Raw genomic sequence first — 15306 nt, forward strand, 5'->3', positions numbered from 1 at the left:
TATTTCTAATATTGAACATATGATATAATCCACATCATTAGCACTCAACAACAATGAGTGCTAATAAAAAGATTGGAGGGAAAAAAATGTTTGCAGGATTTCAACTTGAATCTACTGAAAATTTCGATGCTTATAAATCTATCGGAGAAGGCTTTTACAATCAATATAAAAGTAACATTGAGGAAAGTCTTGATAAATATATAAATAAAGATGGAAGCATTGACGGTTCAGCAATGCAAAGTGATTGGTTCCCAGAATTTAACGCCAACATTTTTATATCGCACTCACATAAAGATCGAGACAAAGCACTGGCATTAGCAGGCTGGTTATATAGTAATTTTGAATTGACTGTGTTCATTGATTCTTGTGTCTGGGGCTATTCAGATAGACTATTAAAAATTATAGATAATGAATATTGTAAAAATGAAAATGGAGCCACATATGACTACGATAAAAGGAATCATTCCACCAGTCATGTACATATGATGCTTTCAACTGCATTGACAAAAATGATTGATAAAACCGAATGTGTATTCTTTCTTAATACTCCAAGTAGCGTTTCTGCTTCTGATGTGGTAGGTGGAATAACAAAGTCACCTTGGATTTATCATGAGCTAGCGATAACGGAGTTGATCAGAAAAAAAAATATAGAGCAACATAGATCAAAAGTTATCCTGGAGCAATATGCTCTTGAAAAAAGTGAAAAAGCTTTGCGTATTAATTATCATGCTCCTCTTGAGCATCTAGAACCACTAAGTGATGTTGACCTTAAAGCGTGGGTTGCTCGCCATACTACCAATAAACAAAAATATGGTAATGATATTTTTCCTTTAGATAGCCTATACGAGATGAAAATTCTGTCTTCAGTAAATTAATAATTCACTCCTGGAGGATATTATGGAAAGTAAGATTAAACACTTGGAGTTTATACAAAATACAATTACTCGCATGGCATCAAATTCATTTCTCCTCAAGGGGTGGACAGTGACTATAATAGTGGGTTTATTCGCATTCGCGAACACTCAAGATATGGACTCTACGTTTATAATACTCTCAATATTTCCGACTGTAATCTTTTGGTTGCTAGATGGGTTCTTTCTTCACCAAGAAAAACTATTCATCGAGTTGTACAATCATGTAAGAAAGCAAAAAGAAGAAGTAATTGACTTCACAATGGATACATCAGAACATAAGGGTAATGTTTCATCGTGGATTGTCGTTTGCTTTTCAAAAACACTGCGACTCTTTTATATACCCATTATTATTGTCATTGTACTTGCCATGTTGGCTCTTCCTTATTTATCTCAATAATCAAATATAAGGACTTACTTCTAAACGAAACTCAAACAAGCTACAAAGCCTTCATCCCGTCCACTTTCGTAGTGTTATCCTAGTGGTACGTTTTTCCTGCAGTTTCGTGTGTCTAATCTCAGGCACAGTAATTAGGCAATTCGCGAAGAGTAATTCCATATTTGGATTGGCGGCGATCGTTTCCCTATGTTACTGAGGAGCGGTCGCCTTATTTTTTCTTCCTCTATCATTTTCGTTATCATTCATAGATAATAATTATCATTATCACAAACTTGTGTACTTGCCTGAAAAGGTGGATGGATTCATGAAGCATAACGAAGAATACGAGCCTAGACGTCAAATGTCACTTAGCGAGGTTCGAGCCTATATGATCTGTAACTTCGATCGTCCGTTAAACGTAACTACGTTGGCAGCGATGGCGAACCTGAGTCCGAGCTATTTTGGGGATTCGTTCAAGAAGGCTTACGGACAAAGTGTCATGGACTATGTTACGAGTCTGCGAATAAATCACGCCAAGCGATTGCTACGCGAGACGGATATGAAGCTGCGGGATATTGCGAAAACAATCGGGTATAACGATGAGTTTTACTTTAGCCGGAAATTCAAGAAGGAAGTGGGTGTGTCCCCCTCCGCGTATGAAAGAGCTTCCGAGCGCAAAGTAGCCGTCTATTCCCCTTCCCTGCTGGGACATTTAGTGGTACTGGGGATTATACCAGTCGCTGCTCCTTTGGATGCGAAGTGGACCCCCTATTACTATCAGCAGTATCAGCAACAGATCGCGGTTCATCTCAAAGCGGTCGAAACACCGTGGAACGATGACGATCAGGAAATCATGCTTATGGCTGCCAAGCCGGATGTTGTCATTAGCCACATAGAGCTTCCCGAAACTACCAGGCAACGCTTGTACGCACACGGCATAGACCTCTTGACGCTCCAATCTACTGGCTGGAGAGAGCAATTACGTGAAGTTGCCAGTTATACGGGAAAAGAAGCAGCTTGTGACTCCTGGATCGCTTTTTATGAAGCGAAAGCTGCTGCCGTTCGCGCAGACTTGCAGTCCGTGCTCAAACAAGATAAATTTGCGATCATTCGACTTTATCGGGATGGCATCCATCTCTACAGCAACAAGGGGATGAAGGAGCTTCTGTGTGATGATTTGCAGCTTTCTCTTGTGGAAGAGGAAACGGAAACTTGCAATCGGCCAATCACGCTTGAGCAGCTTGCGAGCTTAGACCCGGAGCGAATCCTGTTGTTCATTTGTCTGGATGAGTCGACACGCCTAAGCTGGCTGACGCTGCAGCATCATTCGCTTTGGCGAGGACTTCTCGCTGTTCAACATGGATACCTCTATCCCTTGCCTTCCAATCCGTGGTACGAGTATTCACCGGTTGCCATGAACCGGATGCTGGATGAAATGCTGTTAATGGTAACGGGGAAAAGTCCAAATGCGATTCAAGGTCTTGTCCATGGAGCCCCTATCTTGGGTGAATTATAATGTTTCGTAGTGAGAAACATTATCAACGAGAGGGGATTCCACATGTATGGCAAAGAAAACTAGCCTGGCGCTGATGCTGACCACGACGATGCTCGTTGCAGGACTTGCAGCAGGCTGCGGGAACAACGCAAGCAATGAGGCATTGACGCAGAAGGTCGATTCGTCCGCGACTGAGAGTGCCGAAGGATTGGCAAAGAGCTCTTCTGACCAGCCTGCCTACCCGCGGGTACTAAAAGATGAAATGGGTAACGAGGTGACTTTGCCTTCCTCACCTGCCAAAATATTCGCTCCCAATCTGGAAGATACATTGGTCGCACTAGGCGTTGCTCCGGTCGTGCAGTGGTCAACTGGCTCAAGACCAAAAATGTATTTGCAAGATAAGCTAAAGGATGTGCCGTCCATTACCTTCGCAGGTGGGTTGCCTCCAGAGCCGGAAGCGGTTATGGCCCATGAGCCAGATCTCATCCTCTTGCACAATGCCAACCATATCGAAAGCGGTGTGTACGATAAATATAAGATGATTGCTCCAACGTATGTGTTCAAGCAAGCAAATGCTGAACTTGAATCTTCCGTACGCGTGGTTGGCGACCTGCTGGGCAAGTCGGCGGAAGCTGAACAAGCTTTGCAGAAGTATAAGGAGCATGTCGGGTCAGCCAAAAAGGTGCTGGCCCCCCATATCCAGGGCAAAAAAGCAGCAATCATCCGCTTCAATGGCAGAGGGATGTTCTTCATCAAGTATGATTTCTTCAGTGGATATGTACTAACCAATGAGTTAGGCTTTTTGCCGAGCCAGGTTGTATCCGGCGGTGGCATTCATTTTTCACTAGAGAGCTTGCCTGATTTGGATGCGGACTATATTTTCCTCATTAATGACGCTGGTACGGGGGATGCATTCGAGAAAGAATTGACAGAAAGTGCTGTTTGGAAGAGCATGGAGGCTGTGAAGAACGGTCGTACGTTTAAAGTAGAGGGAGATCACTGGTTAAGTGGCGGTCTGATCGCACATATGAAAGTCATTGACGATGTGAAAGGATTGATTGCAAAATGAGAATTATCGAGAAAAACGGCTACTCCCCTCGTAATTGTGTAGAGTGGACACTGCAATCAAGCCAAGGTCGTGACTATCGGATTATGATTGCGATTCCGGAAGCTGAAGCTCCTCCTGAAGGGTATGCGGTTATTTATGCCGTGGATGGCGATGCGATATTCGGAACGATTGCCGAGACAGTGAAGGTACAAACTCGTAAGCCGAAGGGCTTCAACCCAGCCATTGTTGTAGGAATCGGCTATCCATCACGTCTGCCATTTGACATGGACCGCCGTTGTTACGATCTGACCATGCCTGTGGAGGCGGCTACACTTCCTGAACGACCAAATGGGCAGCCTTGGCCAGAGCATGGCGGAGTTGATTCGTTCCTCGATTTCCTTGAACAGCAGCTGATGCCAGCTATTTCTTCCGAATGGCAAATAAATCCGAACAAACAGGCCATTTTCGGCCACTCCTTAGGTGGGCATTTCACACTCTATACGATGTTCTCGCGTCCGAAGCTTTTCTCACACGTCGTATCAGGCAGCCCTTCCGTCTGGTGGGGCAACGACGAGGTATTGAGGGAGCAAGAGCGCTTTATCGCCCAATGGAAAGGGGAACACGAACTTAAACTTCTTGTCATTGTTGGCGGCGATGAGCTCACCTTCATGGTCGAGGGTGCACAACGGGTCGTCGAGCGCATGGAACCACTCGCTACCAAAGGTGTTCAAGTAAGCTACATCAAATTCGAAGATGAGGGCCACGTAAGCGTGCTGCCTTCCGCTATTAATAGACTGGTGCGGTTTGTGCTTACGGATTAGCCCTCTGAAACTACTTTCGTAAACGTAAAGGACAGACAAATGATACGATTTATGCGTCTATTGCTTCATTTCGGCTATCAAGAAGCGATGTCTTGCTTGTTTCCGGTCTTTATATTTGCTTCGCTGGCCTTATCCAAGTTCGTCACCATTCCTGGTTTGCCGAGGTATGACCTCCTGCTTTTGCTCTGCCTGCTCTTCCAGATCTTCATGGTGAAAAGCGGCTTGGAGTCTCGGGACGAATTGAAGGTCATCACGGTCTTTCACGTGATCGGGCTGTGCTTGGAAATATTCAAGGTGCATATGGGATCTTGGAGCTATCCAGAGGATGCGTACAGCAAGGTGTTTGGCGTTCCTCTTTACAGCGGCTTCATGTACGCCAGTGTCGCGAGCTACTTGTGTCAAGCGTGGCGCCGACTAGAGGTCTCACTTTCCGGCTGGCCGAATCAGATTATCGCTACCACTTTGGGCGCAATGATCTATCTGAACTTTTTCACCCACCATTATATTTGGGATTTGCGTTGGGTGCTGATGGCAGCTATTTTCATTGTCTTCTGGAAAACACGTGTTTATTTTAGCGTCGCGAACGAGCGATTTTTCATGCCTATCCCTCTTGGTTACTTTTTGATCGGCTTTTTCATTTGGATTGCGGAAAATATAGCGACGTTCCTCGGCGCCTGGAATTATCCGAATCAAAGAGCAGGCTGGGAACTCGTGCATCTCAGTAAAATCAGCTCGTGGTTTTTACTTGTCATCGTGAGCTTTATTATCGTGGCGGAATTGAAGCATGTAAAAGCCAGAAGATCTCAATCCCACGATAGCAAGAAATACATGTAAAAAGCCTATCTACTCTTTCGTACGGAACGTCAAAGGGTGGATAGGCTTTCTCTTTTTCTTCTTATTTGATTACGTTGCTCAATACATTCTCAATCATTTGGCGGTTGGCAATGACACCTGTGTAAAGCCAGCTGGAATCTTTCGCAAACGAATAGGCATTTCCATTCTTCACAGCAGGGATATTCGCCCATACTGGATCCTTTTGCAGCTGTTCCACAGTAGTTGGATTATTGGTTACGATAAACAAGTACTCGGCATCGAGTTCAGCCAATTTCTCCATGGAAATCGCGTTCCAGTTTGCTTCTCCTGACTTGGAGATTTCCTGAACGATGGCAGGAACCTTAAACCCGAGGTCCTTGTAGAGCACATCCCCGCTAGACAAGTCCTGACGTGCTACGTACACATTTTTCCCCGTCATCCACAGTGCTGCCGCTGATTTTTCCCCGATCGCTTGCTGCAGCTTTTGTTTGGACTCGGCTGCAAATGTCTCATAATCCGCCAGCACTTTCTTCGCTTCTTCCCCCTTGTTGAGGACTTCTCCTACTGTCAGGAGCTCTTTTCGCCAATCGCTGTTCTTTTCTTTTCCAATGGTATAAGTAGGTGCGATTTTGGAGTACTGGCTATACTTGTCCCCTTGGATCAGGGTCGCGCTATCCAAAATAATCAGGTCAGGGCTGTGACTCATCACGACCTCTGGTGGCAAATCATAAGGAATCGCTGGAATACCCGCCAGCTCTTTTTGCAGGTAGCCTTGTACCTGGCTGTTCCCTACTGACCATTGAGCAACTGGCTTGACACCCAACGCTACTAAATGATCCTCCAGATAAGAAGCGATTACGCGCTGCGGTTGGGCTGGGACTGTTACTTCATTTCCCATCGCATCCTTCAGTACCCGTGGAGATTCAGCCGCTGGTGTCGCAGTCTGGCTGTTGCCCGTCTGTGTCTCTGGATTCGCAGCGTTCGGCTGGCCAGAGCAAGCACTCACGATTGTAACTAGGCTTGCCAATACGACGCTGGCTATCGAAAGTTTGGCTGTTTTTTTCATTGGTGCGTTCCTCCATCTGAGTCATGCCATCAAGCAGCGACAATTGCCAACTCGACCGCATTTCCATTGAGAATAATTATCAAAATCACAATGGGTATTATAGCGGATTATGGCAAAATGCTCAACATTTTGTTCATGGAAACGAAAAAAGACCCCCTGCTTACTTACTAAGCAGCAAGTCCTTCTTCTCCCTACTTTTTATCCTCTTAGCGTGGAACCCCGCTTAACAAGAATCGATGCAGTCCCCCGATCAGACATACGCCAGCTGTTACAAAAAATGCAATGAAGTAGGAATGGTGCCAATTCCCCAGCAAGCCTGCCAATACTGGGCTCAATACCGCTCCGATCGACAATACGGCTGAGTAAATACTAAACACGCTCCCGTATAGCTCTCGGGGTGAATGTACCGTCAAAATGGTCGCAAAAGCTGGGAACAGCATCCCAAAGCACGCACCGAAGAAAAACATCATGACGTGAATCGGAATCGCCAGCCCGATTGCGAGAGCGTACAGAAGAAGGCTGAGCACACCCAATCCAGCAAACGTTCTCGTCTCGACCGGGACGCGATGCAGCCAAAACTGGCACAGAATCGCAAGTGCCCCCAACCCTTTCAAGCTGAACAATATACCGGTAACTGCCGGGGACATCCCTTGTTTTTGGATGAGCAAAGGCACTTCATAGATGATCGTTCCTTGGGCGTAAATGATCGCAAATCCCCCAAGAAACGCAGGGTACAGCATTCGATTTTCCAGGATGGCGGTAAGGCTCTGCTTGCCTCCACCTTTGATCCGTGGCGTAGACGGCGCGCTTCCCTCTACTCTCTGGGGCAACATCATCCAAGCAAAAACGCCAGCAATAATCATCATGTAGCCGAGAATCACGAATGATTGACCATAGCCGAACTGCACCGCCAAAAAGCTACCGACTGCCGGGGATACGATACCTGCCGAGGTAAGGACCAATCCCTTTTTACCCATGATCTCGCTCTGCTCAAGTGCCGTCTTTCCTGTTTCTCCGAGCAAGGCAGAACAAGCAGGAGAGACAAACGCCATCAAAAACCCGAGCATCAGCCGAAAAGTGAAGAAACCCGCGGTATTTTGCACGATGCCTTGACCAATCAGCATCACGCCAGCCAAAATCAATCCACCTGCAATAAACCATTTTTTCGGATAGCGATCGAGAAAAGGGCCAGCGATCAGGTTGCCTGTCAAATTACTGATCGCATACCCGCCGAGCACGAAGCCGATCATCGCAGCGGATACACCCAATACGTTTAAATACGGCGCAAGAAGAGGCGTCTGCGCGTGCATGTCAAAGGATACAAGAAACAAAACCACTAACAGGAGAGCCCTCAAAGCATTCCCTTCCTCTCTAACGGCCTGTCTTTGTCCCAGTATATGAAGGGAATGGTACAAGTAGGATAGCTAAATAAGAGGGAAGATTCAGAATAAATGTAGCATTTAATTTTGTATTACCGTAATATTTACTGTAATACTGTAATCATTTTTGATCAGGAGGTGACTTTTTGGAGCACGTTTACAAAAAAATACGAGCACTTCGTATACAGCAGGAGCTTACTTTAAAGGATTTAAGCGAGAAATCAGGATTCTCCGTCAGTTTTTTATCACAAGTAGAGCGTGGCAACAGCTCGCTCGCGATTACCTCTCTGCAAAAAATTGCGGAATGTCTGGGTGTCCCCATTACGTACTTCTTTGAAGTAAAAGAAGATGTCACGTACCACACACCCATTGAAAAGCGTCAAACGTTGCAGATAGAAGGTTCACCAGTGAAGTACATTCGAATTGGTGGGAATTTCCCCGACAGGGCGCTTGAACCCCTCCTCAACGTGCTGCCGCCCGGACAGATAAAGCATGTCGCCTTTCAGCATCCCGGTGAAGAGTTTTACTACGTGGTAAAAGGATGTGTCACCATCGTCGTCGACGGAACGGAATACCATCTCGAGCAAGGAGACACGATCCACTTCCCTTCCTCTCTCCTTCATACGTGGTACAATCCTTCCACTCTTGAAGAAGCCGAGATTCTGTCCGTTTTGACGCCTGTCATTTTTAGAACCTAACCTTGTCTACCAATAAAAAAGGGTGATCTGGATGCAAGAAAGACTGGAAAAACTGCACGCGTATATGGAAAGCAGGAAACTGGACGTATTGTTTATTACGCATCCCAAAAACGTGTACTATTTTACCGGATTTTTGACAGAGCCACATGAACGTTTTATGAGCCTCGTCTTAGTGAGAGGCGAATCCCCCTTCCTCTTCGTTCCTCTGCTGGACGGTGAAAAAGCCCGGGAGGCTTGTCCTGCCATTATGATTTACACGCATGACGATTCACAGAATGCACTAACCGTGCTTCAGCATCTGCTGCCGACTCCCCTCTCTCACATTGGTGTGGAGAAGAACCATTTGACAGCAAAAACATATGAGGCACTCGTATCGATGGTGCACGCTACAGAAGCAGTGGATGTCGGAGAATTGCTGTGCAGTATACGCGTGGCTAAGGATGAATCTGAAATCGCTACGATCAAACGTGCTATTTGGGTGATGGAGGAATCCCTGCGCCGTACGCTCCCTCTGATATCCGTAGGGATAACGGAACTGGACGTCGTCGCAGAGCTGGAATACCAGATGAAGAAGCTAAAAGCCCACGGCCCTTCCTTTTCAACGATTGTACTGGCTGGAGAAAAAGCAGCACTGCCCCATGGTGACCCAGGGGATCGGCTGATTGCGGCAGGAGAAGTTTTGTTGATTGACGCAGGGGTGTATGTCGATGGGTATGTATCGGACCTGACTCGTACTTTTGCAGTTAGGCAACTGAGTACAGAATTGCTTGACATGTACGATACGGTCTTGCAAGCGAATCTGGCCGGGATAAAAGCCGTTCGACCAGGCACTCCGATTGCAGATGTTGACCTAGCTGCACGAGCTGTCATTGCGGACCGGGGCTATGGAGAATTTTTTATCAATCGTGTCGGGCACGGAATCGGATTGGAGCTTCATGAGGCCCCGTACGTTCATAGCCAGGCAGAAGGAGAACTCATCCCAGGCATGGTCTTCACGATTGAACCGGGCATTTATAACACGCAGATCGGTGGCATCCGCATTGAAGACAACGTGCTCGTCACGAAGGATGGCGTAGAGGTATTGACGTCTTTTCCCAAAGAGTTGCAAATCATCGGATAAATAATAAAAGAAAAGGCTGGTGTCGTTCCTTTGAAAGTGCTGGAAACAGATCGTCTCATCCTCCGCTGGCAAACTGCGGAAGACGCTGATTTTGTCTTGAAACTGATGAATGAGCCTTCTTGGATTCGATTTATTGGCGATCGTGGTCTTCGTACGACGGAAGACGCCCGCAACTATATTTTGAATGGTGCTGTCGCGATGTACGAGAGTCTTGGCTTTGGTCTGTATTTGGTAGCATTAAAGGAAGGCAATGTTCCGATCGGCTTATGTGGACTGATCAAGAGAGATTCGTTGGAAGATGTCGATATCGGCTTCGCCTATCTGCCCGCATATTGGGGCAAAGGCTACGCGTATGAGGCAGCCTCTGCCGTTCTTGCCCACGGAAAAGAAGTTGTTGGTTTAAAGCGCATCGTAGCAATCACCAACCCCGATAATGCAACATCTGCCAATCTTCTAAAGAAAATTGGCCTGCAAGAAAAAGGGATGATTACCCTTCCAAATGATACGGCGGAGGTCAAGGTTTTTGCCATCGAGTTCTAGTCCATGCTGTCCAAATGAGTCGTGGAATTCGTGAAATGGATCAGACGTCCGTATTCGTTATACTCCAACAAGTGGATACCTGTGTCGCCTGTGCCAAAGTAAATGTCGTGCAAGACAGGCAGTTGCAAGAAGCTTTCGATGATTCTGGAGATCATGCCGCCGTGGGAAACAATCGCAATTCTTTTATAGGAAGTACTGTGATGTCTGATTGCAGAATAGATTTGCTCCCCGCGTGCGCGGAATTCGATCTTGCTCTCGCCATCTCCGCCCAGCTTTTCGTGCGGCAAGATTCCCCATGGAAACGGGACTTCCTCTAAGGGCTTGCCTGCCAGGTCTCCATTATTGTGCTCTTGCAGCTCGGGTATGTACTGAACGGGACAATCCACTGTCTCAGCCAAAATAGAAGCGGTCTCACTGGCTCGCTTGAGTGTGCTGGCCCAAATAAAGTCGGGAGGAAACTGCTCCAAAACGCGCACTGCCATGCGCCGTGCCTGTTCACGCCCTTCTTCTGTCAAAGGAAAATCTGCCTTGCCTTCATGTACATTCAAAATATCGGCTTCAGACTGTCCATGCCGAATCAACAAAATTTGCATCGTTTTGCCTCCTCATGACGGATAAAGAGGGCCTCACCGTGATCGGGAGGCCCTGCAATTCCTTTTTCAATTAAGAATGAACTGTTTTCAAACCGAGAGAACTCTCGTGGAACTTGATATTCGAGTACTTATCCATCGCGACACGCAGCTGGTACTCGCTCTCAAACAACATAACCGGACGGCCATAACGGTCGGAAACGGTTCGGTTCTTCACAGCATCGAGGTCTGCTTTCTCCCCTTCGAGCCAGCGAGCGATTTGATACGGCATACGCGTCAGCATGATGTCTACCCCGTACTCGGCTTTCAATCGGTATTCCAGTACCTCGAACTGCAGCACACCTACCACGCCAAGAATCAGCTCTTCCATCGGATGGGTGCGGAACAACTGTACCGTTCCTTCCTCGGTCAATTGCATGATCCCTTTTTGGAATTGCTTGTGCTTCATCGCGTCCTTCACCATCACCTTGGAGAAAAACTCCGGCGAGAAGTGCGGCATTTCTTCGTACTCAAACGATTTTCCGACACAGAGCGTATCGCCGATCTGGAAAATGCCCGGGTCGAAAAGACCGATGACATCTCCCGCGAACGATTCGTCGACTATTTCGCGATCCTGTGCCATAAACTGTACCGGCTGCGCCAATTTGATGTCTTTGCCAAGACGGACGTGCTTGACTGACATTCCCCGCTCAAACTTGCCGGAGCAAATACGCAAGAAAGCGATGCGATCTCGGTGAGCTGGATTCATATTGGCCTGGATTTTGAAGATGAAGCCGGAGAACGCGTTCGAATATGGATCGATCAAGCCTTCTGTACTCTTCTTCGCAGAAGGTGCTGGCGCCATTTGCAGGAAGTTGTCCAGGAATGTTTGTACACCGAAGTTATTGATGGCACTACCGAAGAAAACAGGCGTCAGTTGTCCTTTGTTGATCAGTTCCGGATCGTATTCATCTCCCGCAACATCCAGCAGGGAGATTTCGTCCTGCAATTGCTGCCACAGGTCTTGACCGACACGATCACCGATCAATGGATCTTCTGCTCCCTCTACAGGGAAAAAGGAAATTTCCTCGTGCTGTGTATTGCTTTGATACAGCTCGACACGAGACTTCATGCGGTCAAATACGCCGCTGAAATAACTGCCCATCCCAATCGGCCAGTTCATCGGATAAGAACGAATACCCAGTACGCGCTCAATTTCTTCCAAGAGCTCGAATGGATCTTTACCGTGACGGTCCAGCTTGTTCACGAACGTAAAGATCGGAATACCCCGCATCCGACAGACCTTGAACAGCTTGATCGTCTGTGCCTCTACCCCTTTTGCTACGTCGATAATCATCACAGCAGCATCAGCAGCCGTCAGCGTACGATACGTATCTTCACTGAAGTCCTGGTGACCAGGTGTATCCAAAATGTTGATGTGATGTCCGTTGTATTCGAAATCCATTGCACTGGACGTAACGGAGATTCCACGCTTTTTCTCGATCTCCATCCAGTCAGAGGTGGCATGCTTTGAATTTTTGCGCCCTTTGACCATCCCTGCTTCACGGATGGCTCCGCCGTAGTAGAGCAGCTTTTCCGTCATTGTCGTTTTACCCGCATCCGGGTGGGAGATGATGGCGAAGGTACGGCGTTTTGCTATCTCATTTTCCCATTGGGGATTGGATTGACTCATCTTCATTCTCCTGTCATCGCAAATAAGTAACACATTCGTTTCCTCTACGATTATACCGACAAATGCTTGCCGCATCCACCTAGTAATTTTTCATGCAGGATCGGCAAAAATAATGATTTCAAAGATGATCGTATAAGCGCAACGAAGGCCACGCAAAAGGCTTTGCGTAGCCAAGTTTCCTAAAAACCGATATAATATTCAGTAGTAAAAATTTTTTGACTGCATGACTTACATATTAATTGCCAGAATATGACAAATCTACAGGAGGAACCCTATGTCAACGACTGTTGAAACACGTGCGGCCGAATTCCGGGACTATGTGAAGAAAATAACCAGCTACACGCAAGCACTGAACGTTCTTTATTGGGACAAGGCCACACAAGCGCCTCGCAATGGGATGGATGCCCGTTCCGAAATCATCGGGACATTGGCTGGCGAGCAATTCAAGCTGGCGACGTCTAAAGAAATGGAAGCGCTTTTGACGGAGCTGAGTGAGCCATCTGTTCTCGAAACATTGGATGAAATTACCCGTCACAGTGTGCTGGAATGCAAAAAGGAATTTGACCGCAACAAGAAAATTCCTGCTGACAGGCATCAGGAGTACGTCGTATTGACCGCCAAGGCAGAAACGGTGTGGGAAGAAGCTCGTGCCAACAACGACTTTTCCATGTTCCAGCCGTATCTGGAGAAAATCGTGAACTTCCAGCTCGAGTTCATCGAATATTGGGGACATGATGGCAAAAACAAGTATAACACCCTCTTGGACATGTATGAGCCTGGCATGACTGTCGATCAGCTCGATCCGATCTTCGCCACCTTACGTGAGAAAACCGTCAAGCTGGTAAAAGCGATCTCCGACTCCCCGAACAAGCCAGACACATCATTCTTGACGAAAAACTTCCCTGTGGCCGACCAGGAAGCTTTCAGCCGTTATATTCTCGAGAAAATCGGGTACGACTTCAAATCTGGCCGCATGGATCGCAGTGCGCATCCGTTCTGCACCACCTTCAACCCTGGTGATGTCCGCATTACGACGCGCTACGCTGAAAATGATTTCAATTCTGCGCTCTTCAGTTGTATTCACGAGGCTGGCCATGCGATGTACGAGCAGAACATCAATCCAGACCTGCTGTTCACACCACTGTGCGATGGTACCTCCATGGGGATTCACGAATCTCAATCCCGCTACTGGGAAAACATGGTCGGACGCAGTCTGCCGTTCTGGAATCACTTTTTCGCTGACTTGCAAAAAGCGTTTCCTACCCAGTTTGAAGGCGTGTCTGTCGAAGACCTGCATCGTGCGGTTAACGCTGTTACTCCTTCCTTTATCCGGACAGAAGCAGATGAGTTGACGTACAACCTGCATGTCATGATCCGCTACGAAATCGAGAAAGGCTTGATCAATCAAACGATTCAAGTGGCTGATCTGCCAAAAATCTGGAACGAAAAAATGAAAGAATACCTGGGTGTCGAGCCTCCAACAGATGCATTGGGTGTGCTTCAGGATGTACACTGGTCAGGCGGAATGATCGGGTACTTCCCGACTTACTCGCTGGGTAATGTGTATGCGGCACAATTCGTACACGTTATGGAGAGTGAGATCGACGGCTACGAAGAACTGATCGCAAAAGGCGATTTCGCACCGATCCGTGAATGGCTCAAGGAAAAAATCCATCAATACGGCAAAATGAAAAGTCCTCGTGAACTCGTTCAAGCAATTACTGGCGAAGGCACAAATGCGACTTACTTGATGAATTATCTTGAGAAAAAATATACAGACGTATACAAGCTGTAAGCAGTTCTACCCTTGCTATCCAATGTTCTCCTTGCTCAGGGAGGACATTTTTATTATATGCAGTTACCTTTCGTAACCTACGTACATAAAAGTGCATCCTTCCCCCCGCGGATAAATGCTAGTACACTGCACAATATACATGAGATTCCTATTGTCTTGAAAAAGGAGTGTTATCGATTGGCTATCGATCTAAAAGGAAAAACCGCAATCATTACAGGAGCAGGTAAAGGCATTGGTCGCGCTACTGCAATTGCTTTGGCAAAAGAAGGCGTGAATCTCGGCCTCTTGGCTCGCTCTGAGGAAAATTTGAAGCAAGTAGCCAAGGAAGTAGAAGCATACGGCGTGAAGGTTGCGATTGCGACAGCAGACGTCTCCAGCTATGATGATGTCACGACAGCCGTTACCTCTATCAAAAACGAACTGGGTCAAATTGATATCCTGCTCAACAATGCAGGCGTCGCTAAATTCGGCAAGTTCCTGGAGCTTGAAACAAGCGAATGGGAGCAAATCATCCAAGTCAATCTAATGGGCGTATACTACGTGACTCGCGCTGTACTCCCGGGCATGATTGACCAAAACTCCGGTGACATTATCAACATCTCCTCCACTGCTGGGCAAAAAGGAGCTCCTGTCACCAGCGCGTACAGTGCGTCCAAGTTTGGTGTTCTTGGTCTGACTGAATCGTTGGCTCTCGAAGTGCGCAAACACAACATTCGCGTAACGGCGCTTACGCCTAGCACAGTAGCAACCGATATGGCAATTGACTTGGGTCTGACCGACGGAAATCCTGAAAAGACTATGCAGCCTGAGGATATTGCTGAGTTCGTAGTTAGTCAGCTGAAGCTGAACAAACGCATTTTTGTGAAATCCGCTGGACTGTGGTCCACCAATCCATAGAAATGGCAGGGCAAAATAAAGCGAAAAGAGTCCGCTCGTACACGCGGATTTCTTTTCGCTTTTTTTCGAAGCCCTGTGAAAA

At 47.0% G+C, this 15306-nt stretch carries 14 protein-coding genes; 10 read left to right on the plus strand and 4 right to left on the minus strand.

Features of this window, described 5'->3' with window-relative positions; all coding sequences use genetic code 11:
* The first annotated feature begins 86 nt into the window (after positions 1-86).
* The 5 genes from EL268_RS18325 to EL268_RS18350 all read left to right on the plus strand — a co-directional run bounded on the left by EL268_RS18325 (position 87) and on the right by EL268_RS18350 (position 5488).
* Positions 87-875, plus strand: a complete 789-nt coding sequence (locus EL268_RS18325; RefSeq protein ID WP_106652830.1) for a toll/interleukin-1 receptor domain-containing protein — start codon at positions 87-89, stop codon at positions 873-875.
* Between the two features lie 740 nt (positions 876-1615).
* Positions 1616-2806, plus strand: coding sequence for a helix-turn-helix domain-containing protein (locus tag EL268_RS18335; RefSeq protein WP_106652828.1), 1191 nt, complete (start codon positions 1616-1618; stop codon positions 2804-2806).
* 46 nt (positions 2807-2852) lie between these two features.
* Complete coding sequence (locus EL268_RS18340) at positions 2853-3854, plus strand: ABC transporter substrate-binding protein (RefSeq protein WP_106652827.1); 1002 nt, start codon at positions 2853-2855, stop codon at positions 3852-3854.
* Positions 3851-4654: an alpha/beta hydrolase gene (locus EL268_RS18345; protein ID WP_106652826.1), complete on the plus strand. Its 804-nt coding sequence runs from the start codon at positions 3851-3853 to the stop codon at positions 4652-4654. The genes EL268_RS18340 and EL268_RS18345 overlap by 4 nt, the downstream gene beginning before the upstream one ends.
* 39 nt (positions 4655-4693) lie before the next feature.
* Complete coding sequence (locus tag EL268_RS18350) at positions 4694-5488, plus strand: DUF817 domain-containing protein (protein WP_106652825.1); 795 nt, start codon at positions 4694-4696, stop codon at positions 5486-5488.
* 61 nt (positions 5489-5549) lie between these two features.
* Here the strand turns inward: EL268_RS18350 and EL268_RS18355 are convergent, their stop codons facing one another.
* Positions 5550-6533: an ABC transporter substrate-binding protein gene (locus tag EL268_RS18355; RefSeq protein WP_106652824.1), complete on the minus strand. Its 984-nt coding sequence runs from the start codon at positions 6531-6533 to the stop codon at positions 5550-5552.
* 206 nt (positions 6534-6739) lie between these two features.
* On the minus strand, positions 6740-7888 hold the full coding sequence (locus tag EL268_RS18360; protein ID WP_106652823.1) for an MFS transporter: 1149 nt from the start codon (positions 7886-7888) through the stop codon (positions 6740-6742).
* A 170-nt stretch (positions 7889-8058) separates the two neighbouring features.
* Between EL268_RS18360 and EL268_RS18365 the strand changes: the two genes are divergently transcribed.
* Genes EL268_RS18365 through EL268_RS18375 form a run of 3 tightly spaced genes read left to right on the plus strand, consistent with a single transcriptional unit; the run spans position 8059 to position 10270 of the window.
* Positions 8059-8610 carry a helix-turn-helix domain-containing protein gene (locus tag EL268_RS18365; RefSeq protein WP_106652822.1) on the plus strand — a complete coding sequence of 184 codons (552 nt, stop codon included), beginning with the start codon at positions 8059-8061 and terminating at the stop codon, positions 8608-8610.
* A gap of 31 nt (positions 8611-8641) precedes the next feature.
* Positions 8642-9730 (plus strand): M24 family metallopeptidase, encoded by a 1089-nt coding sequence (locus EL268_RS18370; RefSeq protein ID WP_106652821.1) that lies wholly within the window; start codon positions 8642-8644, stop codon positions 9728-9730.
* Between the two features lie 30 nt (positions 9731-9760).
* Positions 9761-10270, plus strand: a complete 510-nt coding sequence (locus tag EL268_RS18375) for a GNAT family N-acetyltransferase (protein ID WP_164724489.1) — start codon at positions 9761-9763, stop codon at positions 10268-10270.
* On the opposite strand, the gene EL268_RS18380 is transcribed toward EL268_RS18375, so the two are convergent.
* Together EL268_RS18380 and EL268_RS18385 are read right to left on the minus strand one after the other, a co-directional pair.
* Positions 10267-10863 (minus strand): histidine phosphatase family protein, encoded by a 597-nt coding sequence (locus EL268_RS18380; protein ID WP_106652819.1) that lies wholly within the window; start codon positions 10861-10863, stop codon positions 10267-10269. The genes EL268_RS18375 and EL268_RS18380 overlap by 4 nt on opposite strands.
* A 70-nt stretch (positions 10864-10933) precedes the next feature.
* Complete coding sequence (locus EL268_RS18385; RefSeq protein WP_106652818.1) at positions 10934-12532, minus strand: peptide chain release factor 3; 1599 nt, start codon at positions 12530-12532, stop codon at positions 10934-10936.
* 274 nt (positions 12533-12806) lie between these two features.
* On the opposite strand from EL268_RS18385, the gene EL268_RS18390 reads away from it, so the two are divergent.
* Both EL268_RS18390 and EL268_RS18395 read left to right on the plus strand, forming a co-directional pair.
* Positions 12807-14327, plus strand: coding sequence for a carboxypeptidase M32 (locus EL268_RS18390; protein ID WP_106652817.1), 1521 nt, complete (start codon positions 12807-12809; stop codon positions 14325-14327).
* 177 nt (positions 14328-14504) lie between these two features.
* Entirely contained in the window at positions 14505-15224 is a 720-nt protein-coding gene (locus EL268_RS18395; protein WP_106652816.1) for a 3-ketoacyl-ACP reductase, read from the plus strand.
* The last annotated feature ends 82 nt before the right edge of the window (positions 15225-15306 follow it).

This window comes from Brevibacillus brevis, from assembly GCF_900637055.1.
Taxonomy (GTDB): domain Bacteria; phylum Bacillota; class Bacilli; order Brevibacillales; family Brevibacillaceae; genus Brevibacillus; species Brevibacillus brevis.

Coding starts and splice junctions, on each gene's coding strand:
- EL268_RS18325 (WP_106652830.1), top strand. CDS start 87: ATGTTTGCAGGATTTCAACTTGAATCTACTGAAAATTTCGATGCTTAT.
- EL268_RS18335 (WP_106652828.1), top strand. CDS start 1,616: ATGAAGCATAACGAAGAATACGAGCCTAGACGTCAAATGTCACTTAGC.
- EL268_RS18340 (WP_106652827.1), top strand. CDS start 2,853: ATGGCAAAGAAAACTAGCCTGGCGCTGATGCTGACCACGACGATGCTC.
- EL268_RS18345 (WP_106652826.1), top strand. CDS start 3,851: ATGAGAATTATCGAGAAAAACGGCTACTCCCCTCGTAATTGTGTAGAG.
- EL268_RS18350 (WP_106652825.1), top strand. CDS start 4,694: ATGATACGATTTATGCGTCTATTGCTTCATTTCGGCTATCAAGAAGCG.
- EL268_RS18355 (WP_106652824.1), bottom strand. CDS start 6,533: ATGAAAAAAACAGCCAAACTTTCGATAGCCAGCGTCGTATTGGCAAGC.
- EL268_RS18370 (WP_106652821.1), top strand. CDS start 8,642: ATGCAAGAAAGACTGGAAAAACTGCACGCGTATATGGAAAGCAGGAAA.
- EL268_RS18380 (WP_106652819.1), bottom strand. CDS start 10,863: ATGCAAATTTTGTTGATTCGGCATGGACAGTCTGAAGCCGATATTTTG.
- EL268_RS18385 (WP_106652818.1), bottom strand. CDS start 12,532: ATGAGTCAATCCAATCCCCAATGGGAAAATGAGATAGCAAAACGCCGT.
- EL268_RS18390 (WP_106652817.1), top strand. CDS start 12,807: ATGTCAACGACTGTTGAAACACGTGCGGCCGAATTCCGGGACTATGTG.